Here is a 23,573-nt window from a genome sequence, read left to right on the forward strand (position 1 = left end):
CATGGCACAACGCCCCAATCCCAATCGCCGCGTCAAACGGCCCCGGCAAAGTTTGCTCCAGCGGTTTCGCGGTAACTTCCTGACCGGGCTTGTCATCGTCGCTCCCGTTGGATTGACGATCTGGGTCGTGTGGTCCGTCATCACGTTGATTGATGCGCAGGTCGTGCCGCTGGTGCCAGCGTTCTACAACCCGTCGACCTATCTTGGAAATGACGTGCCGGGGTTCGGCGTCATCATCTTTTTCCTGTTCACGGCAGTTGTGGGCTCTTTGACCAAGGGGTTGGTTGGTCGGCGTATCCTGTCCTGGGCAGAGCACGTCGTGGATCGCCTGCCCCTCGTGCGCTCCATCTATAACGGGATCAAGCAGATCGCGGAGACGATCCTGAACCCGTCCAACACCAGTTTTCAAAAAGCGGCGCTGATCGAATATCCCCGACGGGGCATTTGGGCGGTGGCGTTCGTCTCGACGGAGACAAAGGGTGAAGTCGGCCAAAAACTGCCCGAGGATGAGAATGTCTCCGTGTTTCTGCCCACGACACCCAACCCCACGTCGGGTTTTCTGCTGTTCGTGCCGCGCAGAGATCTGGTGATCTTGGATATGGAAGTGGAGGATGCGGCGAAGCTCATCATCTCCGCAGGGCTGGTAACGCCCCCTACCCCGGCAGAGAAAGCCGCCGGGGTAAAGACCGTGTCGAAAGAGACTATTCGGAAGATTCGCTCCACCAAACGTCCGGCATAAAGCCGATCCAATCGCCGTAAATCGGCAGCGCCTCCGGGAAGGTGAGGCTGCTGTCATGGGCAATGCGGCTGACGGGGATGAACCAGAACGGGATGGTGTAGCGCCCCGCCGTGAGTGTGCGGTCAAGCGCACGGGTGGCCGCCACGAATTCCTCATTCGTGCTGGAGGTCAAGATCGCGTCGATCATCGCATCCACCGCCGGGCTGTTGACGCCCATATAATTGCGCGTGCCCGGCGTCTCCACCCCTTCAGCGCCCCAATAGAACCGCTGTTCATTGCCAGGGCTGAGCGACAGGGACCAGCGATTGACGATCATGTCGTAGTCATAGGCATTGCGCCGCTCGGTATATTGCGCGCCATCAATCAGGTTGATCTCCACCTCAATCCCAAGCCGGGTCAGCGCATCGGCATAAATATTGGCGATGGCTTCATTCGCGGTGGAACGGAGCAGGATTTCAAAGCGGAACGGCTCGCCCTCTGCATTCACCAATGTCCCACCGTCGATGGTCCATCCGGCCTGTTCAAGAAGCGCCGTTGCCTTCCGCAGGTTACGCCGATTGCGCACGTCGCCGGTGGATTTCGGGAGCGCATAGCCTTCCAGCGTGCCGGGCAACAGATCATCGGCATAAGGTTCAAGCAGGGCCAGTTCCAGCCCCGTCGGCACGCCTTCATAGGCCAGTTGCGAATTGGCGAAATAGCTGGTGATGCGCGGATAGGCGCTCTCATTCAGGCGGTCATTGATCCATTCGAAATTGAACGCGAGGATCAGCGCCTCCCGCACCCGCCAGTCTGAAAAGATGTCTTTGCGGGTGTTGAACACAAATCCGTTCATCCCCGAGGGCCGCTGGTGTGGCACGACGCTTTGCGCGATTTCGCCCCGCTCTGCCCGGCCAAATGTGTATTCCTCCCGCCATTTGGTGATGTTGCCCTCGCGGAAAATGGAGGTTTCCCCGGCGGTAAACGCCGTCCAGACAGCAGCCGCATCCCCGAAGAAATCATAGCGGATGGTATCAAGGTTATGCCGCCCCTTGTTGAACGGCAGATCGGCGCCCCAGTAATCGGGATCACGATCAAATTCGATATATCGGTTCGGCTCAAAATCCCCGATCACATAGGGGCCAGAGGCGATGAGGGGCCTTGTGGTCGACTCAGCGAAATCCTGCCCTTCCCAATCCGCTTTCTTCAGAATCGGGCGTAGGCCGAGGATCAGCGGCAATTCCAGATCACCGCCCGTCAGATTGAACCGGACGGAGCGCTCGCCCGTCTGCTCCCAGCTTTCCACCTTGTCCCAGGAGGAGCGGAAATTCGGGCGGCCCTGCTCGGCCAGAATCTCCATCGACCAGACCACATCCTCCACGGTGACGGGACTACCGTCCGAAAACCGGGCGGCGGGGTTCAGCGTGAATTCGACCCATTCGCGATTCGGGCCGGTCTCGATGGTTTCCGCGAGCAGACCGTAGAGCGAGAAAGGCTCATCCCAATTCCGCCCCATCAGCGATTCGACCACATGCGCCTGCACGCCCCACGGGCTGCGTCCTTTGATGATATAGGGGTTGAGACTGTCGAACCCGCCGGTCTCCCCAAAAACGATTTCACCCCCTTTGGGCGCGTCTGGATTGGCGTATGGCAGGTGCTCAAACCCCTGCCCGAGTGCCGGATCGCCATACATGGCGATGCCGTGCTGTGGTTCGGCAAAGGCCGCGTTGCCTGCCAAAAGCGCGGCGGAGAGTGTCAGGAAAAGCCGTGTCATTTCTGCACCATTTATCTGCTCTATGTTATCATTGCCTGAAATCCTACAGGAGCCGCGGCCCGCGCGCAAAAAATTATCTTGGGTTTTCTGCGGTGGTTCAGTATGTTGATGTTACTGCTCGATAGGTTTCTAGCCTGTATGAAACCTGCCTCAATAACTTGCGCCCTCCTTCGTGGAGGGCGTTTTTTTATGTTTTGCGGCCCGCGCCCCCTCGTTTTTCGCATGTGCAATATGTAGATATAGGGCCACGACATTGTGGAGGTTGTTCATGTCCCTAAACGGAAAAGTTGCCGTTATCACTGGCTCAAACTCGGGTATCGGGCTGGGCGTTGCCGAAGAATTGGCCAAGGCGGGCGCCACGGTCGTGCTCAATTCCTTTACCGATCGGGATGAGGACCACGCACTTGCAGCAGAGCTGGCTGAGCGGACCGAAGGCCGCGCCATCTATATCAAGGCGGATATGTCAAAAGCCGATGAATGCCGCGCCCTGATCGACCAAACCGTGGAGCGGTTCGGAAGTGTCGACATCATCGTCAACAACGCAGGCATCCAGCATGTCGAAGGGATCGACACTTTCCCGACCGAAAAATGGGATGCGATCATCGCGATCAACATGTCGAGCGCGTTTCACACCACGGCCGCTGCCCTGCCCCATATGCGCAAGGCCGGCTGGGGACGTGTGGTCAATATCGCCTCTGCCCACGGGCTGACCGCCTCTCCCTATAAATCGGCCTATGTGGCGGCAAAACATGGCGTCGTGGGCATGACTAAGGTTGTGGCGCTGGAAACCGCGCAGGAGCCGATCACGGCGAATGCGATCTGCCCCGGCTATGTGCTGACCCCATTGGTCGAATCGCAAATCCCCGACACGATGAAGAAATACGATATGGACCGCGAAACGGTGATCAAACAGGTGATGCTGGAGCGCCAACCGTCCAAGGAATTTGCCACGACAGAGCAGATCGGCGGCACCGTCGTGTTTCTGTGCTCGGATGCGGCAACGCAGATCACCGGCACGACAATCAGCGTTGATGGCGGCTGGACCGCACTTTGAGCCAGAAAACCATCAACCTCGCCCTTCAGGGCGGCGGGGCGCATGGTGCGCTCACCTGGGGCGTGCTGGACCGACTTTTGGAGGAGGAGCGGCTGTCCTTTGAAGGGATCACCGCAACCTCCGCAGGCGCGATGAACGCGGCGGTCCTGAAACACGGGTTGATGTCGGGTGGGCGCGCGCAGGCGAAAGCAGCTCTTGAGGCGTTCTGGCTCGAAGTCGCGCGGCGCGGCACGGTGTCCAACCCGGTGGTTGGGTGGCTGTCGGCGCTCAACCCGATGCTTGCCCCCTTGGCGGAGGCGCAGGCGCAGGCCAGCTATTTCGCGGGGGAGCAGTTGACCCGCGTCTTCTCCCCCTATGACCTGAACCCGCTGAATGTGCACCCATTGCGCGATCTGCTGGACGCGCTTGATTTCGGGCATGTCTGCCACGCGGACGGGCCGCATCTGTTCATCTGTGCCACCAACGTGCGGACCGGTAAGATCAAGGTGTTCGAGGGGGAGGAGATCAGCACCGACGCAATCCTCGCCTCCGCCTGCCTGCCGACCCTGTTTCAGGCGGTGGAGATCGCGGATAAGGAAACCGGTAAGCGAGAGGCCTATTGGGATGGCGGCTATATCGGCAATCCCGCCCTTTATCCGCTCTTTTACGCGACGCAAACCCGCGACATTCTGATCGTGCATATCAATCCGATTGAACGCGATGACGTGCCGAAAGACGCGCAAGGTATTCTTAACCGGGTGAATGAAGTGTCCTTCAACTCGTCCCTTTTGCGGGAATTGCGCGCGATTGAATTCGTAAAGCGCCTGATTGACGATGGCACCCTTCGTGGGCGCAGTTTCAAGGACGTGCTGATCCATTCGATCCGCGATGATGAAACGATGGCGGCACTCTCCGTTGCCACGAAACTCCATCCCGACCGCGCACTGCTAGAGCGGCTCCGGGACAAGGGGCGCGCGGCGGCGGAGGCGTTCCTCACCGCCCATTGGGACGATCTGGGCACGCGCAGCAGTGTCGATCTGCGGCAGATGTTCTCCTGATCCGAATAGGTCATAGAGCGGCCAATCCCGCTGCCTGACCCGTACTTTCAGAGTGTCAGGCAACGCCTGCGTCGTAATATCGGCCCCACCCCGACTGGCATTTGGGCGCCTTTCGCGTTGAGCAAATTCGCTGATCTGCGCGATGCTGTGTTGCAGCGGCAAACGATCGGCATGACAGCTCAGAAAGGCGATGAGATCCGCCTCCAGATGACTGTTGCGGATCAGCCCATCCGGCCTTAACCGCCTGCGAGACAAGCGCGCTGTCAGATCAAACTGGCTGCGCGCCCGCGCCAACACCCCGCGCGCACCCGGAATGGCGAGGCTCAGGGTCATGTGGCTCGCAAAACCGATCTGGCGCGCGATCACGCCCGCGCCATAGCCGAGCCCAATATGGTCCGCATGGCGCGGCTCCATCATCCAAGCGAGCCAATGCGCAAAGCCATCCTGATCGGGTGTGTAGAGCGCGCCCTGCCCCGCCGCGACCAACCGATGATACAACCGCCCGCGGCCGTCACACCCATAGCGAAACAGCGAGAGGTAAAGTGGCAAGGGCGCGCGCACCGACAAAAGGCGCAAATACCCCCGATCCGGCTGACGCGGCAGCGGACGATGCGGCGCGAGGTCCACGGGGGGCCCCAACGCGAAATCCAGAATATCGCGAATCCGCGTCGTGCCCGTTTTAGGCACATCAAGGAAATAGAGGCCGGGATAGGCGATCATGCGCCCTCCATGGGCTCAATCCAGTGTCGTCACCCAGAGTATTTCCGCATCTTCTTCAGAAATCGTTACCACGTTATGCCCCATCGCCGCGTCATAATAGGCGCTGTCGCCTCGGGCCATGTCCACGGGGGCATAATGTTCGGTGAAAAAGCGGATGCGCCCGGTCAGGACATACAGGAATTCTTCGCCGTCATGGCGCACCCAGCCGTCGAAATCCTCCATCCGGCGGGCGCGCACGCGGGCGCGATAGGGCAGCATCTTTTTCCGGGTCAGATCGGCGGCGAGCATTTCATGCTCATAGGTCGCGGTCACATGGGCCTGTCCCTGCCCCGCCTTGGTGATCGCGCGCCGGGCCATCGGCGCGTCCGTTTTGGCAGGGGTAAAGAGTTGCGGCACACTGATGCCAAGCCCTTGCGCGAGTTTCTGCACCGCGTCGAATGTGGGCGACATCTGTTCGTTCTCGATCTTCGACAGGGTAGATCGGGCAAGCCCCGCCTTTTGCGCCGCCTGTTCCAGCGTCCAGTTCCGCTCCTGCCGCAGGGCGCGGACCCGGGCGCCAAGGTTGAGCGGCACGACCTCTTCCTCCCCGCCATTGGCGCGGGCGATTTGCAGAACGGATGGGGCGGGTGTTTCACTCATGCACGCCACATATCGTGAACGATCGGATATTTCCAGTTCCCGCTTTCCCCCTTATCTATGGGGAAACAGGAAAGGCCGCCCATGATAACGCTCGACATTCTTTCAGACCCGATTTGCCCGTGGTGCTATATCGGGAAACACCGGTTGGAAAAGGCGATGGCGGCGGCTGGCGTCAATCCGTTTGAGATCACATGGCGGCCCTTTCAGCTGAACCCGGACATGCCCGCCGAAGGGGTGGACCGCACCGCCTATCTGGAAACGAAATTCGGGAAGAAGCGGGCGGCGGGCTTTTATGCCCAGATCGAAGAAACCGCGAAGGCTGACGGGCTGGACGTGGATTTCGCCGCGATCAAGCGCACGCCCAACACCATCGACGCGCATCGCGTGATCCGCTGGGCCGCGCAAGCCGGACACCAGACGCCACTCGTGCAGGAATTGTTTGAGCGGTATTTCACGCGCGGGCAGGACATTTCCGATCACGCCGTCCTGTCCGATGCGGCAGAGATCGCGGGGCTTGACCGGGATGTCATCGTCCGCGCGCTCAGCACCGACGCGGACCGCGATGCGGTGATTGATGAGGACAAACAGGCCCGCACGATGGGCGTAAATTCTGTCCCCACTTTCATCGTCGCGGGGCGTCATGTGGTGAACGGTGCCCAGCCCCCTGAGTTGTGGGAGCGCGTCATTCAGGACATTCTGTCGCTCGACGGCACAAAAGGAACCGCCTGATGTTCACCATCGAGCATGAGTTCGACGGCACGCTCGTCACCCTCGTTGATGACGACGGCGATGCGGTGCATGGGGATGTGACGATCTATATTCAGGATGATGGCGTCATCCTCGAACAGGCGGATGCGCATACCGATATGGTGAACCGCATCCGCCTCTCGGATGGGCAAGTCAAGGATCTGGTCGCAGCCCTGAACCTGCCCGAAGGCACCTATCAGCGCGCAGGCAAGGATCAAGACTGATCAGCCCTTCGCCAGCACCGCCAAGTCTTTCGCGATTGAGAAACAGCCCCGGATGCGCGCGCCCCCATCGGGCCAGTTGCGCGCGATGATGACCTTATTGTCCTTGATCCGCGCGCGGCCCTGCTGATCCTCCAGAAACTGCACCAATCCTTCGGGCCGGGCGTAGCGATTTTCGTGAAACTGCACGGTCGCACCCTTTGGCCCGGCATCAATGCGCCCGATATGCGCGCGGCGGCACATTGCCTTGATCCGCACGATTTTCATCAGCGTGTCGACTTCTTCGGGCAAGGGGCCGAACCGGTCGATCAATTCGGCGGCGAAGCCTTCCAATTCCACCTTTTTCTCCAGCGCGGAAAGGCGCCGATAAAGGCCAAGCCGGACATCCAGATCGGTCACATAGGTCTCAGGGATCAGGACCGGGACGCCAAGGTTGATCTGCGGCGACCATTGCCCGTCAAAGTCGGTGACACCTTCGCCCTGCCCCGAGCGCAGCTTGGCAATCGCTTCCTCCAGCATATCCTGATAGAGCGCGTAGCCGACCTCCTTGACCTGCCCTGACTGCTCCTCCCCAAGGAGGTTCCCTGCCCCCCGGATATCGAGGTCTTGGCTCGCCAGCGTGAACCCCGCGCCAAGACTGTCGAGACTGCCCAGCACCCGCAACCGCTTGCTGGCTTGCGGGGTCAGTTTCTGGCGCGGTTTGGTGGTGAAATAGGCATAGGCGCGCAGTTTCGCGCGCCCCACACGGCCCCGGATCTGATAAAGCTGCGCCAGCCCGAACTTGTCGGCGCGGTGCACGATCAGGGTGTTGGCAGCCGGAATATCAATGCCGCTTTCCACAATCGTGGTGGCAAGCAACAGATCATATCGCCCGTCATAAAACGCATTCATCCGCTCATCCAACTCACCCGCTGCCATTTGTCCATGGGCGGTGATGAAGCTGATTTCCGGCACCTGCTCGCGCAAAAATTCCTCGATCTCCCGCAAATCGCTGATCCGGGGGCAGACATAGAAAATCTGCCCGCCGCGGTAATGTTCGCGCAGGATCGCCTCCCGCACGGTCACCGGATCGAATTCGCTGACATAGGTACGGATGGCGAGCCGATCCACGGGCGGTGTGCCAATGATGGACATCTCCCGCACGCCAGACAGCGCCAGTTGCAGGGTCCGGGGGATCGGGGTTGCGGTCATGGTCAGCACATGAATGTCGGAGCGCAGCTCCTTCATCCGTTCCTTGTGCTGCACCCCGAAATGCTGCTCCTCATCAATGATCAACAGACCCAGATTGGCGAAACGCACGCCCTTGGCGAGCAGAGCATGGGTGCCCACGACGATATCCACGGCGTTGCGCGAGAGCCCGTCGCGCGTGGCGGCCATTTCCTTTTGTCCAACAAAACGAGACATTTGCCGCACATTGATCGGCAGGCCCCGGAACCGTTCCGCGAAATTCTTGTAATGCTGACGGGCCAGCAGCGTCGTGGGCGCGATCACGGCGACCTGTACGCCCGACATCGCCGCGACAAAGGCCGCGCGCAGGGCAACCTCGGTTTTGCCGAACCCCACATCGCCGCAAACAAGCCGGTCCATCGGCGTGCCTTTGGCCATGTCGTCAAGCACATCCTCAATCGCGGCCATCTGATCGTCGGTCTCGGTATAGGGGAAGCGCGCGCAAAATTCGTCCCACATCCCATCGGGCGGGGTCAGGATCGGTGCCTTGCGGATCGCGCGTTCTGCCGCGACACGGATCAGGCGTTCGGCGGCGAGCTTGACCCGCTCTTTCAGCTTGGCCTTCTTGGCCTGCCACGCACCACCGCCGAGCCTGTCGAGCAATCCCTCCTCATGCCCAAACCGGGTCAGGAGTTCGATATTCTCGACCGGGAGGTAGAGTTTATCCCCGCCCGCATATTCAAGGCTGAGGCATTCATGCGGCGCGCCGAGCGCCTCCACCGTTTCAAGCCCCAAATACCTTCCGACACCGTGATCCACATGCACGATCAGATCACCGGGCGTGAGGCTTTGCGTCTCGGTCAGGAAATTCTCAGCCCGGCGTTTGCGCTTACCCGACCGGATCAGCCGATCGCCAAGGATATCCTGCTCCGACACAACGGTGACGCCACGCGCGGAGAAGCCTTGCTCCAGCGTCCAGACGGCCAGCGCCAGATCGCCCTTACCGCCCATATCCGACCAGCGATCGGTGAGCCGCAAACCCGGCACGCCGCTGTCCGCCAGCAGGGTTTTCATCCGGTCGCGCGAGCCTTCCGAATAGCAGGCCACCAGAACGCCACCGGTTTTAGACCGGTCGTGAAGGTAGTCTGCCACCACCTTGAAAAGGTTGATATCTTCGCTTTGGCGCTCTGGCGCGAAACTGCGCCCGATGCGCCCGCCTGCATCAATCACACCGGGGCCAGAGGGCGTCGGGTTGGGGGAGAATTGCCGCAGCGGGCGCCCGGCCATCGCCACGTCCCATGCGTCAGGATCAAGATAGAGCATCCCCGGCGGCACGGGTTTGTAGGGCGACCCGCCTTTAACCTTGTTTTTCAGCGCCTCGGCGCGGGTGTCGTAATGGTCTGCGACCATATCCCAGCGGGATAGCCGCGCTGCCTCCACCTGATCGTCAAGCGACACGGGCGCGCCGGGCAGATAGTCGAACAGCGTCTCCATCTCCCCATGAAAGAACGGTGCCCAGTGTTCATAGCCGGCATGTTTGCGCCCCGCGCTGACACTCTCATAGAGTGCGTCATCGGGGGATGGTGCGCCAAAATTCTGCCTGTAGGCGGCGCGGAACCGGGTGATCGCCGCGTCATCAAGGATCACCTCGGACACGGGCGCAAGCTCTACCCGCTTGATCGGCTCAATCGTGCGTTGGGTTTCCGGATCAAACCGCCGCGCGCTGTCCAGAACATCCCCAAACAGATCAAGCCGCACCGGCCCGCCCCGGCCCGGCGGGAAGATGTCGATAATGCCGCCCCGGATCGCATAATCGCCCGGCTCCGTCACTGTGGGCGTCTGCGAAAAACCCATACGGACGAGGAAGTTGCGCAGTTTTGCTTCGTCCACCGTACGGCCCACCTCGGCGACAAAGGCGCTCTCTGCCACGGTCGCGCGCGGCGGGACATATTGAGTGGCCGCGTTCACCGTCGTCAGGATCACCGCCCGCCGGTCGAACCCATCCGCGAGTGTGGCAAGCGTCGCCATCCGCGCGGCGGAGACCTCAGCATTCGGCGAAATCCGATCATAAGGCAAACAATCCCATGCCGGGAACACCAACACGGGCAAATCAGGCGCCATGAAGCCGAGCGTTTCGCGAAGGCTCGCAACCCGGGCGTCATCCCGTGCGACATGGATCACCGGGCCGTCAGCCTTAGCGGACAGTTCCGCAATCAGTTGCGCGTCAAATCCTTCGGGTGCGCCACCAACAAGCAGACGACCGGGCGTGAGGGGGGAAGTGCGTGTCATGCCGCGCGAGGTAGCGCCTGCGCGCGCGAAGGGCAAGCCTTCACCTCACGCCATGGCCTCCATCAGGGGACCGTGCGGCTCATCATCGCGAAGGCGTAATAGGAGGTGCCCAGTGCGGCCATGACCAAAGACCACAGTCCAATCAATTGATGATAAAAGCGAAACCGCACGATGCGCCGCCGCAGGGTCGTGCCGTATAGCCCCGCTCCCCGCCGCACGATATAGGCCAGCCGCACCTCATTGGCCCAAACGATGATGACTGGCAGCGCCACCACGAACATGGCTTGCGCCAATTGGATACCGAGCACAAAGGCCGCTGCCGCCAGCGCCCCCACGACAAAGGCCGCCACCCCGATCAGAACCACGCCGAACCGCCCGAACATATAGGTCAACCGATGGGCCTGCGCATGGGCCAGCGCGTCTAGGTCCGCGCCAAACCGCGCCTCGTCTCCATCCGCCCTGATGATCATATCAAACGGCACGCCCATCGTGCGGTGCGTCACGCTGTTCCATGTCAAACACAGGAAAATCCAGTACCAAAGCGTGGTGAAGCTGGTCAGGTCGATATGTTCCAGAATGTCAAACATCGCCTGCCCTTTTGCGTAGCACTCCACACAATAGGCGGCAGGGCGCGGGGGGCAAGGGACGAAATTGCCCCTTGAGCGGACTGGCAGCGCCATGCGACACAAGACGACAGATGTAACGAAGGATTGACATATGCCCGCTCCCTTTGCGCCCTACCCGCTGAGCCGCCCGCGCCGTTTGCGCCGCACGCCATGGATGCGCAATCTGGTGCAGGAAACGACGCTTTCGGTCAGTGACCTGATCTGGCCGCTTTTCGTGCGGGAGGGGCAGAACGAATTGGAGCCGGTGGCCTCCATGCCCGGTGTGGCGCGGCGCAGTGTCGATCTGATCCCCGACGCCGCGGCAGAGGCAGCCGCGCTTGGCATCCCCGTGATCGCGCTCTTTCCCTATACCGAGCCCGCGCGCAAATCGCCGGGCTGCGAGGAAGCATGGAACCCCGAAAACCTCGTTAATCAGGCGACCCGCGCCGTGCGCGCGGCTGGGATCGAGATTGGCATCATGCTTGATGTGGCGCTTGATCCGTATAATTCGCTGGGCCATGACGGGATCGTCCGCGATGGTGTCGTGCTCAATGACGAGAGCCTGATCGGGCTGGAAAAACAGGCGCTCGCCCATGCCGAGGCAGGCGCAGATATCCTTGGCCCCTCGGACATGATGGATGGCCGGATCGCGCATCTGCGCCGCGCGCTGGAGCGCGAAGGGTATCAGGACACCGCGATCATGTCCTATGCCGCGAAATACGCATCGGCCTTTTATGGCCCGTTTCGGGACGCCGTGGGCGCCTCCGGTGCGCTGGTGGGCGACAAGAAAACCTATCAGATGGACCCAGCCAACAGCGATGAGGCCCTGCGGGAGGTCGCACAGGACATCGCGGAAGGTGCGGATATGGTCATGGTCAAGCCGGGCATGCCCTATCTCGATATCTGCACCCGGGTGAAGCGGGAGCTGGGGGCGCCGACCTACGCCTATCAGGTCAGCGGCGAGTACGCGATGATCCAGGCGGCGGCGCAAAACGGCTGGATCGACGGGGACAAGGCGATGATGGAAAGCCTTGCCGGGTTCAAACGGGCTGGATGTGACGGCATTCTCTCCTATTTCTCATTGGATGTGGCCAAACGGTTGAAGGCGGGCTGACCGCCTATCGGGCCACCTGACGATGGGAGACCCGACATGCTACGCACCCTCTGTGCCCTGATCGCCCTGCCCGGCCTTGCGCTGGCGGATACCTATGAGACGTCCCACGGGACCGTCGAAGTCACCCAAATCGCCGCGGATATCGAAAACGGCTGGGCCTTCGCATTTCTGCCCACAGGGGAAATTTTGGTGACGGAGCGGGGCGGCACGCTCTGGATGATCTCCGATCTGGGGCGGGAGCGTGTGCGCGGCGTACCAACGGTCGTGGCGCGGCAGCAAGGCGGGCTTCTGGACATCGCCCTTGCCCATGATTTTGAGCGCAGCAATCGTTTGTACCTGACCTATGCCAAGGATCGCAGCCTTGGCGAAAGCAGCACAGCGGTGGCCGCCGCGACCTTTGATCGTTTCGGACCGGCGCTGCATGATGTGACGGACCTTTTCGTGCAAGACCCGCCGCTGCGGTCAGGCAGGCATTACGGCTCTCGCATCGTGGTGGCTGAGAATGGCGATTTGTGGGTGACCTTTGGCGACCGGGGGGAGCGGCCAGAGGCGCAGGATCCGTCCAACGCGATCGGCTCCATCATCCGCATCACGCCGCAGGGTGCGCCCTCCCCCGAAAATCCGATTGAACAGCCGGACAATGCGATTGCGCAGACATGGTCCTATGGCCATCGCAACGTGCAGGGTGCGACCATGGCCGCTGATGGCAGCCTGTGGACGGTGGAGCATGGCGCGCGCGGCGGCGACGAATTGAACCATCCGCAACCGGGCCGCAACTATGGCTGGCCGCTCATTTCCTATGGCACGCATTACACGGGCGGAAAGATCGGGTTCGGCACGGCGCAAGAAGGCATGGAACAGCCGGTGCATTATTGGGATCCGTCCATTGCACCCTCTGGCCTCACGTCCTACGCGGGCGATCTGTTTCCGCAATGGCAGGGTGACCTGTTTGTCGGCGCGCTCGCCGGGCAGATGATCGTGCGGCTTGATATGGAAGATGGTAAGGTTCTAGGCGAGGAAGAACTGTTCGCGGGCGATTATGGCCGCGTGCGCGACGTGCGCACGGGCCCCGATGGGGCGCTTTGGTTCCTCACGGATGCGAGCGATGGTGCGCTTTACCGTGTGACGCCTAATTGAGGTCGACCGCGCATTGGCGCAACGCCCTTAAGCTGCATGCCTCAAGGGCGCGCTTATGGGTGGCGGCGAGTTTCACCTTGGGCGCTTTGCCCGCGTTGAATGCCTCCATCCAGCGGCTGGCGCATAGGCACCAATAGTCCCCGGCCTTCAGCCCCGGAAACCCGAATTCGGGCCGGGCTGTGCTCAGGTCATTGCCCTGCGCTTTCGAGAACGCGAGGAAAGCATCGGTCATCTGCGCACATACCGTGTGTGATCCGCCATCCTGACTGCATGTGTCGCACGACCCGTTGCGAAACCATCCCGTCAAGGGATCAGCGGAGCAGGCGATAAGCTGCTCACCAAATACGTTTACCGACTCATCTGCGATCACAGTCCCACGCGCCCGTTCCGCCATTGTTCATTCACCCTTGACCCTACCCAACTTCTCTATCGTGGTATACTATTGAAGAACCCTTAAAGTTCCGGCGTGAGATCAGATAACAGGGTTAAGAGCAGGCTAACCAAACGAGGAACAGGCAAATGACCATTCTCAACAGACGCGGCCTGATGGCCGGCGCGCTCGCTTTGGGCGCGGTTCCCAATGCCGTGCGCGCGGCGGACCGGGCCACAATCGACGCCCGCGTGGACAGCGCATTGGCCCTCTTGTTCGCGCAGCGCCCCGGATCGGAGGAGCTGTTCCGCCGGGCAAAAGGCGTGCTTGTGATGCCCGATGTGCGCAAGGCGGGGTTGTTCGTGGGGGGCGCTTACGGCGAGGGCGCGCTGATCGTGGAAGGGGTCAAGGTCGCCTATTATTCGGTGGCGGCGGCGTCCTTCGGGCTTCAGCTTGGCGCTCAGATCACCCGACAGGCGATTTTCTTCCTGACCGAAGAAGCGTTGCGCGAATTCCGCCTCGCCGATGGGTGGGATTTGTCCGCTGGCGCGGAAATCACGGGCGAAGGCGATGGATTTGACCTTTCCGCCAGCACCGCCCTGTCCAACCGCCCCATCGTGTCGGTCACGTTTGGGCAGGATGGCGCGATGCTGTCGGCGGCCCTTGAGGGCGCGAAATACTCGCCTATTTCGCGGTAGAGGCGCGGATCGCCCGGATATTTGCCCCATAAGGCGCGGGATCGGCAACGGACCCGCCCTTGAACACGGCGGAGCCTGCGACCAGCACATCGGCCCCGGCTTCCGCCATCAATGGCGCGGTTTCGGGCGTTATCCCACCATCAATTTCGATATGGATCGGGCGATCCCCGATCATCGCACGCAGGCGGCGCACTTTCTCCACGCCCGAGGTGATGAATTTCTGCCCGCCAAATCCGGGGTTCACCGTCATCACACAAACCAGATCAATTTGGTCCAGCACATATTCAATGCTCTCCGCGGGCGTGCCGGGATTAAGGGCGACCCCGGCCTTGCAGCCTGCCCCGCGAATGGCTTGCAAGGTGCGGTGAATATGGGGGCCTGCCTCCACATGCGCGGTGATCACGTCCGCACCCGCGCGGGCAAACGCGTCAATATAGGGATCGACTGGTGCTATCATCAGATGAACATCCATCACCGTCTTGATATGGGGTCGGATCGCGGCACAGGTTTCCGGGCCAAAGGTGATGTTCGGCACGAAATGGCCGTCCATCACGTCGACATGGATCCAATCGGCCCCCTGCGCCTCAACCGCCTTAATCTCAGCCCCGAAATTCGCGAAATCGGCGGCGAGGATGGAGGGCGCAATCTTGATGGAACGGTCGAAGGACATGGCGGATGCTCCTTTTGCTTGGCGGTCACCTAACGCGCGCGGGCGAATGGCGCAATATCCAAATGAAACGGGGTACCGTTTTCACGATGCCCCGTCTTTTGTCACAGCTCCTTGGCGTCTTCGGCTGTGGGCTTTGCTTTGGGGTCCGATGTCGGACCGGTCAAAGCCTGATCCACAACACCCGCAAGCCCATCCTCCATCGAGATGCCAAGCTCTTCACCCAGCTTTTTCATTGCGGGCATTTGCAAGGCCATGCCAAGGATCGAGTCCATTGCCTGATTGACCGGGGTTCCGCCCCCTGACCCATCACCTTTGGACCCGCCACCGCCATTAAGGCCGGTGACCTGATGGATTTTGATCGAGTCGATCTTCTCCGCAGGTTTGACCATCTGTTCAACGATCGCCGGCATCGCCTCCAAACGGGCGAGGGCCACCTTCATGTCGACAATGGCGCTGCTCAGGGCGTTTTCCGCATCCACGATGGCGCGCTGACCTTCGGCTTGTGCAAGCAGGTCGGTTTTCTTGGCTTCTGCCTTGATCGTGACAGCGTCGGCCTCTGCGCGCGCCTCTTCCCGGCGGGCGGTGGCGCGATCTGTCGCAGCGTCTTTCTCGGCTTCCGCCTCGACCCGCAGGGCAGTTGCCCGGCGCTCCGCTTCGCGTGTGGCTTCGATCAACGTAATCTGCTTTTGACGCTCGGCGGCTGCGACGGACCGTGCGGTCTCAATTGCCTCTTGTGCCTTTGTTGCCTCGGCCCGCGCCGTGTCAGCGGATGCCCGCGCTTGGCTTTCCTCTTCAGATTTCTTGGCGATGATGATCTGGCGTTCCTGATCGGCCACCTCGACCTCACGCTCCTTGGCGATCTCAGCGGCACGGATGGCCTGCTCTCGCTCAATCTCGGAGGCCCGCACCTCACGCTCCCGCTTGATCCGGGCTTGCTCGCGTGCCTGTTCGGCGGCTTCACGCTGGCGGGCAACTTCGGCTTCCTGCGCGGACCGAAGGGTCTCCAGCTCCTGAATTTGCGAAATCTTCGCGGTCTCTTCATCCCGCTCGATCAGGTATTTCTGACGCTCCGCCTCCATCGCGGCACGGCGCACGGCCACGTCGGCCTCCGCATCAATCTGGGCGCGTTCTTTCTTAGAGAGTGCGATGACCTCTGCCAATTTACGCATCCCGACGGCGTTAAAGGCGTTGTTCTCGTCCAGGGCTTCAAAGGGTGTCTGATCCAGCGCGGTGAGCGATACGGATTCAAGCTCCAAGCCGTTCTTGAGCAAATCTTCGGACACGGCATTTTGCACTTCCTGCACGAACTCAGCGCGGTTCTCATGCAATTCATCCATGGTCATGCGCGCAGCTACGGAGCGCAGACCATCAATCAGCTTACCTTCGATCATCTCGCGCAACTGATCCACATGGAAGGTTCTGTCGCCCAGCGTTTGTGCCGCGCGGCTGATGCCGTCATCGGTGGCGTTGACACTGACATAGAATTCAACCCCCACATCGACCCGCATCCGGTCGCGCGTGATCAGCGCCGCATCGGCTGAGCGTTGCACCTCAAGGCGCAGGGTTTTCATGTTCACATATGAAATCTCGTGCAGCATCGGGATGGAAAATATCCCACCGTCCATGATCACTTTTTTGCCGCCAGCACCGGTTTTGACGATAGAAACCTCGCGTGTGGTGCGGCGATAGAGGCGTGACGCCACCAATCCCAGAAAGAGGATGAGGGCCACGAATACAAAAACAAGCACAAGGGTTGGGCTAAGTCTGTCCATAATGTCTCCTTTAATGAAATGGATTACTCGGTTGGGTATGCGCGGAACGTACCATCACGGTCGCGCAGGATGATGACATGTGTTCCTTGCGGAATGTTCGTTCCGCCAGCAGCCGGGACGACGCGAATATAATGCAGGTTCCCGTGGACATCGCGCACGCGGGCCTCTGCCGGGCTGCCTTCACGAGCGGTGCCTTGAGTGATCACACCGGGGCGCGATCCAAGCCTGCGAATGCTGACGGCGCTGCTTTCCGATTTTGGCATGAAGCGGGCGATCAGGCTGCCAACCTCCCGCGCAAATAGCACTGCAAGGGGTAGCGCCAAAAGACTGGCCCAAAGCGGCGCCAACGGGGCACCCAAGACGGCTTGCGCGCCATATTGGATCAGAACGCCCGCCCCGCTGAACCCAGCAAGGAGCGCGCCGAACCACATGATCACCGGGATTTGGCCAAGACCGAGCCAAACCCAGATGCCAGACATCCCGCCTGCAGTCTGTGCGACGTCCATCTCGTCCCCAGCCACTGGGCCGTCAAGGTCAAGCTCGACCCCTGCGGGAAGGTCGACGTCAAGATCGGCATCCAAGTCTAGATCGACGTCAATATCAACATCCGCCTCGGAACCAAGTCCAAGGAGCGAACCGCCAAACAGCAATGCGATGATCTCAAGTGCAATCAGTGCGGCGAGCAATGCAGCCGCCCCGAAGAACGGCTGCATTTCGGAGGACAGGAAATCTATTCCCATCTATGGGTGTCTATATTTTTCTGCATACCATGGTATATAATGCAATGGCAGCTTTGTTACAAGATCGTCGCTGCCATTATTGGTCGAGACGTCGCAACCGCCGGATCAGGCTTGATGTGTCCCAGCGCCCGCCGCCCATATTCTGCACATCGCCATAGAATTGATCGACCTGCGCGGTCACGGGCAGAGTCGCGCCGTTGTTGCGCGCTTCATCCAAAACGATACCGAGGTCTTTGCGCATCCAATCCACCGCAAAGCCGAAATCGAATTTATCCGCGATCATCGTGCTGCCCCGGTTCGACATCTGCCAGCTTCCCGCCGCCCCTTTTGAGATCGCGTCGAGCACTGCATCCCCGTCAAGCCCGGCTTTTTGCGCGAAATGCAGCCCTTCGCTCAGCCCCTGCACAAGCCCTGCGATGCAAATCTGGTTGACCATCTTGGTCAACTGTCCGGCACCCGCCTCGCCCATCAGGCGGCAGGCGGCGGCGAATGCGTCGATGACCGGGGCCGCGCGATCAAACGCGGCCTGTGTGCCGCCACACATCACGGTGAGCGCACCATTCTCCGCCCCTGCCTGCCCACCGGACACAGGCGCGTCGATGAAATGAAAGCCTTTCTCGCGGGCCGCCGCGTCAAGCTCCCGCGCCACGCGCGCCGATGCGGTCGTGTGATCGACGAAAACCGCATCCGCGCCCACCGTTTCAAACGCGCCCTCAGCACCAATGGTGACGGAGCGCAGATCATCGTCATTGCCCACGCAGCAGAACACAAATTCCGCGCCCTTGGCGGCCTCCGCCGGAGTTTTGACCGCCTGCCCGCCATGCTCCGCCGCCCAAGCCTCTGCCTTGGCGAAGGTGCGGTTATAGACGGTCACATCATGCCCCGCAGCCTTGAGATGCCCTGCCATCGGGTAGCCCATGACCCCCAAACCGATGAATGCTACTTTTGCCATGTTGTCCTCTCCCGCACTGAGTATAGTCGCCATTGATGGGGCAGAGTTGGGCTGTTACCCACAAAGGGTCAAGTCAGAACAGGGGATGGGCAGGATGATCACGGCATTTCGATGGCTGATACGCGCGTTGGTGGCTGGGATGGCACTGCTCGCGATCGGGATTGGTGTTGTGTATTACCTCGCCGCAGGCTCCCTGCCCGAGTATGACGCGACCGTGGAGGTTGATGGCCTCAATGGCCCGGTCGAGATTGTGCGCGATCTCCATGCCGTGCCGCATATTTTTGGCGAAACGGATGAGGACGTGTTCTTTGGCCTTGGCTATGCCCATGCGCAGGACCGGCTGTGGCAGATGACCATGCTGCGGCGCACGGCACAGGGGCGGCTGTCGGAATTGTTCGGTGAGGCGACGGTGGAGATTGACCATCTTTTGCGCGCGCTTGACATCTATGGCGTGGCACAGGCGATGGTGCCGAACCAATCCCCCGAAACGCAATCGGCGATGCGCGCCTATGCAGCAGGCGTGAATGCGCGGCTGCGGGAGGTACAGGCGGAGGCGCTGGGGCGGGGCGCGCCGGAGTTTTTCCTCTTTGGGGCCGAAATCGCGCCATGGACCCCCGCAGATTCCATTGCCGTCAACCGGATCATGGCGTTGCAACTGACCGATCACGCCAGCCGGGAGACGTTGCGCGCGGAATTGTCCCTGCTGCTGTCACCCGAGCGGCTGGACGATATCCAGCCCCTGCCGCCGCTGCCGCCAGACTTGGAGCGGCCCGATTTTTCCTCTCTCTTTCCCGAGGTGATGCCAACGCGCGACGCGCAGCCGCCCGTGGCCCCCCTCTTTGCCGCGCTCAATCCGGTGCATGAGGTCGGCTCTGCCGGGGCGTCGAACGCATGGGCGGCCGCACCTTCCCGCTCTGCCAGCGGGGCGACGGTGATGGCATCCGATCCGCATCTGGGGCTGAGCGCACCGTCGATCTGGATGCTCGCGCGATTGGAATTTCCCGGCTCTGGCGGGGTGATCGGCGGCACCATTCCCGGCCTTCCGGGCATTTTGATCGGGCGAAACGCGGATTTCGGCTGGGGGCTGACCACGTCCTATATGGATGATCAGGATGTCTATATCGAACGCATCGACCCCAACGATCCGACCCAATACATCACCCCGACTGGCTCGCAGAAATTCCGCAGCCGCGATATCCTGATCAATGTGAAGGGCGCACCCGCGCGGCAGGTCACGTTGCGCTGGACACGGCATGGCCCGGTCATTCCGGGCGATCATTACCGCGCGGCGGATATCACCCCGCCGGGCCATGTTGCAGCCCTTGCCTGGACAGCCCTTGATCCCAATGACCGGTCGATGGATACGCTGATGGGCCTGATGCGCGCGCGCTCCATCGCGGAAGGCCGATTGGCGCTGCGACCCCTGATCTCCCCGCCGCAGAACGTGATCATGGCGGATCGCGAAGATGTGGCGTTGCAAGTGATGGGAAAGATGCCGCATCGGCGCGACACCCATGTGGGGCAAGGCCGCATCCCTGTGCCGGGCTGGGTGGAGGAGAATGACTGGCTCGGCTATCTGCCCTTTGACGACAATCCGCGTGTCCTGAGCCCGGACAGCGGGATGGTGATCAACACCAACAACCGGACCACCGACGCGCCCTTCCCTCGGCATATGAGCTTTAGCTGGGGGGACAGTCAGCGCATCGGGCGCGCGCAGCGGCTGCTTGGTCAGCGGGAGTTTCATACGCCTGAAAGCTTCATCGACGCGCAAACCGATATCGTCTCCCCCACCGCGCGCACATTGCTGCCGCTGATCGGGCGGGATTTGTGGTGGCAGGACGGCACGGGCCCGGAGGATCGGCTCACGCCCCTGCGCAAGACCGCGCTTGAACGATTGGCCGAATGGAACGGGGAGATGTCCGAGCACCGTCCTGAGCCGCTGGTCTATGCGATGTGGGTTCGGGCGCTGCAAATCCGGCTGATGCGCGACGAGCTTGGCCCCGTGGCTGACCGACTTGATCGGGTGGAGGCCTTGTTTATCGAGCGTGCGTTCCTCGATATCGACGGGGCGGCGGCATGGTGCGATGTGGTCACCTCCCGCGCGGTGGAGACCTGCCAAGATATGGCAGCACTCGCCCTTGATGATGCGCTCGACACGCTAAGCGCGCAATATGGCAACCGGGTGGAAAGCTGGCGCTGGGGCGAGGCACATCGCGCGTTTCATGAGCATCAGGTGCTGGGCGGCATCCCGGTGTTGAGTTTCTTTGCCAATATCGTGCAACCCACCTCCGGTGGCGACAATACGCTGATGCGCGGGCGGACACGCGGGGAAGACCCCGATCCCTTCACCAATGTGCACGGCTCTGCCCTGCGGGTGATCTATGATTTCGGGGATCCCGAAGGCTCCCGCTATATCATTTCAACCGGGCAGAGCGGGCATATGCTGTCGCGCCATTATGACGATCTGGCGACCCTGTGGCGGCGCGGGGATTACATCCCCATGAGCCTTGATCCGGAGCGCGCGCGGGCGGATGCAATCGGTGTGACGCGGCTGGTGCCCAGATAGGCAAACGTCCCGCAGGTTGCAGCCTGCGGGAGCCTCCGGCGGGAGGTATTTTGGGAAAAAAGAAACGGGCTTTGCGTCACGCAAAAAGGCGGTGGCAGGTTTCCAAGGCGTCGATCAGGGCATCGACTTCATCGGTGGTGTTATAAAGCCCGAAGGACGCGCGCGCCGTGGCAGGCACATCGAAATGCACCATCAAGGGCTGACAGCAATGATGGCCCGCGCGCACCGCGACGCCCTTTTGATCCAGCACGGTTGAGATGTCATGGGCGTGCCCCGCCCCTTCCATGGTGAAGGAGAAGATCGCGGCTTTGCCCGGGGCATGGCCCTGCACATTGAGCCAGTTCAGCCCGGTCAGCCGGTCCTGTGCGTAGGCCGCAAGCTGTGCCTCATGGGCGGCGATATTCTCCATCCCCAATGCGGTCATATAATCGAGAGCGACGCCAAGACCGATCATCTGAGCGATGCCCGGGGTGCCCGCCTCGAATTTATGGGGCGGGTCGTTATAGGTGATCTCGTCCTTGGCCACGGTGCGGATCATATCCCCGCCGCCCATGAATGGCCGCATCTCTGCCTGCCGATCCGCGCGGATATAGACCGCGCCGGAGGCCGAGGGGCCATAAAGCTTATGCCCGGTGATGCAGTAGAAATCACAGCCCAACGCCTGCACATCCACGGGCATATGTACCGCCGCCTGAGAGCCATCAATCGCGGTGGCAATGCCGCGCTTGCGCGCCTCCGCAGCGATGGGGGCAATATCGACCACAGTGCCAAGCACATTCGACAGATGCGTGAGGGCGATCAGTTTGGTATCCGGCCCGATTGCGTTGATCACGGTTCGCGGATCAAGCGATCCGTCGAGCGCCACATCCACCCAGCGCAGTTTCACGCCCATCCGCTCCCGCAGGAAATGCCATGGCACGATATTGGCGTGATGTTCCATCACACTCAGGAGGATCTCATCGCCTTCCTTGAGGTTCTCCATCGCCCAGCCATAGGCAATGAGGTTGAACCCCATGGTCGAGCCGGTGGTGAAGATGATCTCCTCCTCCGCCTTTGCGTTGAGAAAGGCGCGGATGGTTTCGCGCACGGCCTCATATTTGTCCGTCGCAATGCCTGACAGCGTGTGCAAACCACGGTGCACATTGGCGTATTCATTCGCATAAAAGTCGCTGATCGCGTCGATCACCACGCGGGGTTTCTGCGCCGAGGCCCCGTTGTCGAGATAGACAAGCGGCTTGCCATTCACTGTCCGGGACAGAATGGGAAAATCTTTTCGGATCGCATCAACGTCATAGGTCATGGGTATTCAGGTGCCTTTCAGGCTGCAAGGCCGAACAGGGCCGCAATAAGGGTCGTCAGAACAAGGGCGGCAAAAGCCGTCGCGATGATGCCGCCCATCACGGCGGCGAGGTTCTCAAAGCCATGCGCCTCAGCGATGGCCACGGCAAAGAGGTAGAACAGCCAGACCGCGGCGGCGAGCGCGAAAAGGGACGCAAAAGGCGTGATTGTCAGCAAAAGGATCGATTCGACCGTATTGACCGCGAGACCAACGACAACCGTCATCGTCACGGCAGCGATTGCCTCATGCGGCGTCGCCTTCCCGCCAAAGAGCGCCCCCACCCGGACCGCGCCAAACAGCGACAGAACATAGATGCCCACATAAAACACAGCGAGCAGCAGCGGATTTTGCAGGGTCAGTGCCACGAAAGCGGGCGTGTCGGATTGCTCCAGCACGACTTCGGACAAGCCAAAGCGCAGTTCAAGCACGGTTTGGGAGATCAGCACCGTCAGGATCACGCAGGTGATGCCGATCCACACCACCTCTGACGTCGCGAACGGTGCGCGCATGGCCTGCCGGGTGGCATCGCGGGCATCCATCAGGCTCGTGCGCGTATAATGGATAAGCTGTGACAGCAGCATCAAATCACCCCGCGTGCGTCAAGGATCAGGGCACCAAACACGCCCGCGATGGTCAGAATACTTAAGCTGAGGAACAGGAACCCAACCCGACGAAAGCCATGCGCCTCCGCCACACCGACGGAGATGAACCACAGGAAGGGCACCATGCTGATCCAATAGGGCGGCAGGGCGATCCAGTCTGCGCCAAGTGCTGGGAAGGTCGGCTCCATAAACGCCAGAAAGATCGTGAACAGTGCCATGGCAAGGCCGAACGGTGCCGCGACAAGTGCGCCCCAGAACACCCCTGCCCGCGTGTCGCGCCACGATCCCTTGCCGCCGAACAGTTTGCACACCGCGCCGATGGCACCCGCGAAGATGTACATCGACGCCGTGCGCGCAAACAGCATCAGGATCAGATAGACGGCAATCGCGACCGGCAGCCGATCCTCCGCCGCCTGTGGGGGGGCAACGACCGTCTTGAGGCTCCAGGACAGAAACGTCACGATGTCCGACAACATGACATAAAACAGCAAGCGTGCTTCTGCCGGGTCCTCCGCGATCAGGCGCGCGGTAGATTTGCGCATGTCGCGCCAGCCATCAATGATCCGCTTACCCAGAGAGGCGCGTTGATCCTCGTAATGGCCATGGGTGACTTCGAAATCGTCCGGAGCGTGGTCAGACATGGGC

Annotated in this window: 22 protein-coding genes; 9 read left to right on the forward strand and 13 right to left on the reverse strand. The window is 61.1% G+C overall.

Going from position 1 to position 23,573, the window contains the following annotated elements:
* Window position 1 precedes the first annotated feature (1 nt).
* Window positions 2-739, forward strand: a complete 738-nt coding sequence (locus FHS89_RS03975; protein ID WP_184008766.1) for a DUF502 domain-containing protein — start codon at window positions 2-4, stop codon at window positions 737-739.
* Here FHS89_RS03975 and FHS89_RS03980 read toward each other — a convergent pair.
* Window positions 702-2,489: an extracellular solute-binding protein gene (locus tag FHS89_RS03980; RefSeq protein WP_184008768.1), complete on the reverse strand. Its 1,788-nt coding sequence runs from the start codon at window positions 2,487-2,489 to the stop codon at window positions 702-704. The two genes, FHS89_RS03975 and FHS89_RS03980, sit on opposite strands and share 38 nt — an antisense overlap.
* 268 nt (window positions 2,490-2,757) lie before the next feature.
* On the opposite strand from FHS89_RS03980, the gene FHS89_RS03985 reads away from it, so the two are divergent.
* Window positions 2,758-3,543 carry a 3-hydroxybutyrate dehydrogenase gene (locus FHS89_RS03985; protein WP_184008770.1) on the forward strand — a complete coding sequence of 262 codons (786 nt, stop codon included), beginning with the start codon at window positions 2,758-2,760 and terminating at the stop codon, window positions 3,541-3,543.
* Complete coding sequence (locus FHS89_RS03990; protein WP_184008772.1) at window positions 3,540-4,580, forward strand: patatin-like phospholipase family protein; 1,041 nt, start codon at window positions 3,540-3,542, stop codon at window positions 4,578-4,580. Before FHS89_RS03985 ends, FHS89_RS03990 begins: the two co-directional genes overlap by 4 nt.
* Here FHS89_RS03990 and FHS89_RS03995 read toward each other — a convergent pair.
* Entirely contained in the window at window positions 4,470-5,300 is an 831-nt protein-coding gene (locus tag FHS89_RS03995) for a hypothetical protein (RefSeq protein ID WP_184008774.1), read from the reverse strand. The two genes, FHS89_RS03990 and FHS89_RS03995, sit on opposite strands and share 111 nt — an antisense overlap.
* A gap of 15 nt (window positions 5,301-5,315) precedes the next feature.
* Window positions 5,316-5,939 (reverse strand): helix-turn-helix domain-containing protein, encoded by a 624-nt coding sequence (locus tag FHS89_RS04000; protein ID WP_184008776.1) that lies wholly within the window; start codon window positions 5,937-5,939, stop codon window positions 5,316-5,318.
* Window positions 5,940-6,020: 81 nt separating this feature from the next.
* On the opposite strand from FHS89_RS04000, the gene FHS89_RS04005 reads away from it, so the two are divergent.
* Complete coding sequence (locus FHS89_RS04005) at window positions 6,021-6,668, forward strand: DsbA family oxidoreductase (protein ID WP_184008778.1); 648 nt, start codon at window positions 6,021-6,023, stop codon at window positions 6,666-6,668.
* Window positions 6,668-6,910: a hypothetical protein gene (locus FHS89_RS04010; RefSeq protein WP_184008780.1), complete on the forward strand. Its 243-nt coding sequence runs from the start codon at window positions 6,668-6,670 to the stop codon at window positions 6,908-6,910. The genes FHS89_RS04005 and FHS89_RS04010 overlap by 1 nt, the downstream gene beginning before the upstream one ends.
* Here FHS89_RS04010 and mfd read toward each other — a convergent pair whose 3' ends face one another.
* Window positions 6,911-10,363 carry a transcription-repair coupling factor gene (gene mfd, locus FHS89_RS04015; protein WP_184008784.1) on the reverse strand — a complete coding sequence of 1,151 codons (3,453 nt, stop codon included), beginning with the start codon at window positions 10,361-10,363 and terminating at the stop codon, window positions 6,911-6,913.
* A 62-nt stretch (window positions 10,364-10,425) separates the two neighbouring features.
* A complete protein-coding gene (locus tag FHS89_RS04020; RefSeq protein ID WP_184008786.1) occupies window positions 10,426-10,950 on the reverse strand; it encodes a hypothetical protein in 525 nt (174 codons plus the stop codon).
* Between the two features lie 130 nt (window positions 10,951-11,080).
* Here FHS89_RS04020 and hemB point away from each other — a divergent pair, with 130 nt between their 5' ends.
* A complete protein-coding gene (hemB, locus tag FHS89_RS04025) occupies window positions 11,081-12,082 on the forward strand; it encodes a porphobilinogen synthase (RefSeq protein WP_184008788.1) in 1,002 nt (333 codons plus the stop codon).
* 36 nt (window positions 12,083-12,118) lie between these two features.
* Entirely contained in the window at window positions 12,119-13,219 is a 1,101-nt protein-coding gene (locus FHS89_RS04030) for a PQQ-dependent sugar dehydrogenase (RefSeq protein ID WP_184008790.1), read from the forward strand.
* On the opposite strand, the gene FHS89_RS04035 is transcribed toward FHS89_RS04030, so the two are convergent.
* The gene (locus FHS89_RS04035) at window positions 13,212-13,589 is read right to left on the reverse strand and encodes a DUF2237 family protein (protein ID WP_184008791.1); all 378 of its coding nucleotides are present in this window, start codon (window positions 13,587-13,589) and stop codon (window positions 13,212-13,214) included. The two genes, FHS89_RS04030 and FHS89_RS04035, sit on opposite strands and share 8 nt — an antisense overlap.
* 149 nt (window positions 13,590-13,738) lie before the next feature.
* On the opposite strand from FHS89_RS04035, the gene FHS89_RS04040 reads away from it, so the two are divergent.
* A complete protein-coding gene (locus tag FHS89_RS04040; protein ID WP_184008793.1) occupies window positions 13,739-14,287 on the forward strand; it encodes a lipid-binding SYLF domain-containing protein in 549 nt (182 codons plus the stop codon).
* Here FHS89_RS04040 and rpe read toward each other — a convergent pair.
* The 4 genes from rpe to FHS89_RS04060 form a co-directional block, all read right to left on the reverse strand.
* The gene (gene rpe, locus FHS89_RS04045; RefSeq protein ID WP_184008795.1) at window positions 14,274-14,957 is read right to left on the reverse strand and encodes a ribulose-phosphate 3-epimerase; all 684 of its coding nucleotides are present in this window, start codon (window positions 14,955-14,957) and stop codon (window positions 14,274-14,276) included. The genes FHS89_RS04040 and rpe overlap by 14 nt on opposite strands.
* Window positions 14,958-15,058: 101 nt before the next feature.
* Window positions 15,059-16,729, reverse strand: a complete 1,671-nt coding sequence (locus tag FHS89_RS04050) for a flotillin family protein (RefSeq protein WP_184008797.1) — start codon at window positions 16,727-16,729, stop codon at window positions 15,059-15,061.
* A gap of 23 nt (window positions 16,730-16,752) precedes the next feature.
* Window positions 16,753-17,469, reverse strand: a complete 717-nt coding sequence (locus tag FHS89_RS04055) for an OB-fold-containig protein (protein WP_184008799.1) — start codon at window positions 17,467-17,469, stop codon at window positions 16,753-16,755.
* 76 nt (window positions 17,470-17,545) lie between these two features.
* Window positions 17,546-18,421: an NAD(P)-dependent oxidoreductase gene (locus FHS89_RS04060; protein WP_184008801.1), complete on the reverse strand. Its 876-nt coding sequence runs from the start codon at window positions 18,419-18,421 to the stop codon at window positions 17,546-17,548.
* Window positions 18,422-18,515: 94 nt separating this feature from the next.
* On the opposite strand from FHS89_RS04060, the gene FHS89_RS04065 reads away from it, so the two are divergent.
* Window positions 18,516-20,987, forward strand: coding sequence for a penicillin acylase family protein (locus FHS89_RS04065; RefSeq protein ID WP_184008803.1), 2,472 nt, complete (start codon window positions 18,516-18,518; stop codon window positions 20,985-20,987).
* 76 nt (window positions 20,988-21,063) lie between these two features.
* Here the strand turns inward: FHS89_RS04065 and FHS89_RS04070 are convergent, their stop codons facing one another.
* From FHS89_RS04070 to FHS89_RS04080, 3 genes are read right to left on the reverse strand one after another with little or no spacing between them, the layout of a single operon-like run.
* Window positions 21,064-22,287, reverse strand: a complete 1,224-nt coding sequence (locus tag FHS89_RS04070) for a cysteine desulfurase (RefSeq protein WP_184008805.1) — start codon at window positions 22,285-22,287, stop codon at window positions 21,064-21,066.
* Between the two features lie 17 nt (window positions 22,288-22,304).
* Entirely contained in the window at window positions 22,305-22,907 is a 603-nt protein-coding gene (locus tag FHS89_RS04075) for a YIP1 family protein (protein WP_184008807.1), read from the reverse strand.
* Window positions 22,907-23,569: a Yip1 family protein gene (locus FHS89_RS04080; protein WP_184008809.1), complete on the reverse strand. Its 663-nt coding sequence runs from the start codon at window positions 23,567-23,569 to the stop codon at window positions 22,907-22,909. The genes FHS89_RS04075 and FHS89_RS04080 overlap by 1 nt, the downstream gene beginning before the upstream one ends.
* Between the last annotated feature and the right edge of the window lie 4 nt (window positions 23,570-23,573).

The sequence above is a fragment of the Rubricella aquisinus genome (assembly GCF_014199445.1).
GTDB classification, from domain to species: Bacteria; Pseudomonadota; Alphaproteobacteria; order Rhodobacterales; family Rhodobacteraceae; genus Rubricella; species Rubricella aquisinus.

Excerpts from the sequence above, each read along its gene's own strand:
- FHS89_RS04075 (WP_184008807.1), bottom strand. The coding sequence starts at position 22,907 with ATGCTGCTGTCACAGCTTATCCATTATACGCGCACGAGCCTGATGGAT.
- FHS89_RS03975 (WP_184008766.1), top strand. The coding sequence starts at position 2 with ATGGCACAACGCCCCAATCCCAATCGCCGCGTCAAACGGCCCCGGCAA.
- FHS89_RS04055 (WP_184008799.1), bottom strand. The coding sequence starts at position 17,469 with ATGGGAATAGATTTCCTGTCCTCCGAAATGCAGCCGTTCTTCGGGGCG.
- FHS89_RS04060 (WP_184008801.1), bottom strand. The coding sequence starts at position 18,421 with ATGGCAAAAGTAGCATTCATCGGTTTGGGGGTCATGGGCTACCCGATG.
- rpe (WP_184008795.1), bottom strand. The coding sequence starts at position 14,957 with ATGTCCTTCGACCGTTCCATCAAGATTGCGCCCTCCATCCTCGCCGCC.
- hemB (WP_184008788.1), top strand. The coding sequence starts at position 11,081 with ATGCCCGCTCCCTTTGCGCCCTACCCGCTGAGCCGCCCGCGCCGTTTG.
- mfd (WP_184008784.1), bottom strand. The coding sequence starts at position 10,363 with ATGACACGCACTTCCCCCCTCACGCCCGGTCGTCTGCTTGTTGGTGGC.
- FHS89_RS04020 (WP_184008786.1), bottom strand. The coding sequence starts at position 10,950 with ATGTTTGACATTCTGGAACATATCGACCTGACCAGCTTCACCACGCTT.
- FHS89_RS03985 (WP_184008770.1), top strand. The coding sequence starts at position 2,758 with ATGTCCCTAAACGGAAAAGTTGCCGTTATCACTGGCTCAAACTCGGGT.
- FHS89_RS04040 (WP_184008793.1), top strand. The coding sequence starts at position 13,739 with ATGACCATTCTCAACAGACGCGGCCTGATGGCCGGCGCGCTCGCTTTG.
- FHS89_RS03980 (WP_184008768.1), bottom strand. The coding sequence starts at position 2,489 with ATGACACGGCTTTTCCTGACACTCTCCGCCGCGCTTTTGGCAGGCAAC.
- FHS89_RS04005 (WP_184008778.1), top strand. The coding sequence starts at position 6,021 with ATGATAACGCTCGACATTCTTTCAGACCCGATTTGCCCGTGGTGCTAT.
- FHS89_RS04010 (WP_184008780.1), top strand. The coding sequence starts at position 6,668 with ATGTTCACCATCGAGCATGAGTTCGACGGCACGCTCGTCACCCTCGTT.
- FHS89_RS03995 (WP_184008774.1), bottom strand. The coding sequence starts at position 5,300 with ATGATCGCCTATCCCGGCCTCTATTTCCTTGATGTGCCTAAAACGGGC.
- FHS89_RS04030 (WP_184008790.1), top strand. The coding sequence starts at position 12,119 with ATGCTACGCACCCTCTGTGCCCTGATCGCCCTGCCCGGCCTTGCGCTG.
- FHS89_RS04065 (WP_184008803.1), top strand. The coding sequence starts at position 18,516 with ATGATCACGGCATTTCGATGGCTGATACGCGCGTTGGTGGCTGGGATG.
- FHS89_RS04080 (WP_184008809.1), bottom strand. The coding sequence starts at position 23,569 with ATGTCTGACCACGCTCCGGACGATTTCGAAGTCACCCATGGCCATTAC.
- FHS89_RS04070 (WP_184008805.1), bottom strand. The coding sequence starts at position 22,287 with ATGACCTATGACGTTGATGCGATCCGAAAAGATTTTCCCATTCTGTCC.
- FHS89_RS04000 (WP_184008776.1), bottom strand. The coding sequence starts at position 5,939 with ATGAGTGAAACACCCGCCCCATCCGTTCTGCAAATCGCCCGCGCCAAT.
- FHS89_RS04050 (WP_184008797.1), bottom strand. The coding sequence starts at position 16,729 with ATGGACAGACTTAGCCCAACCCTTGTGCTTGTTTTTGTATTCGTGGCC.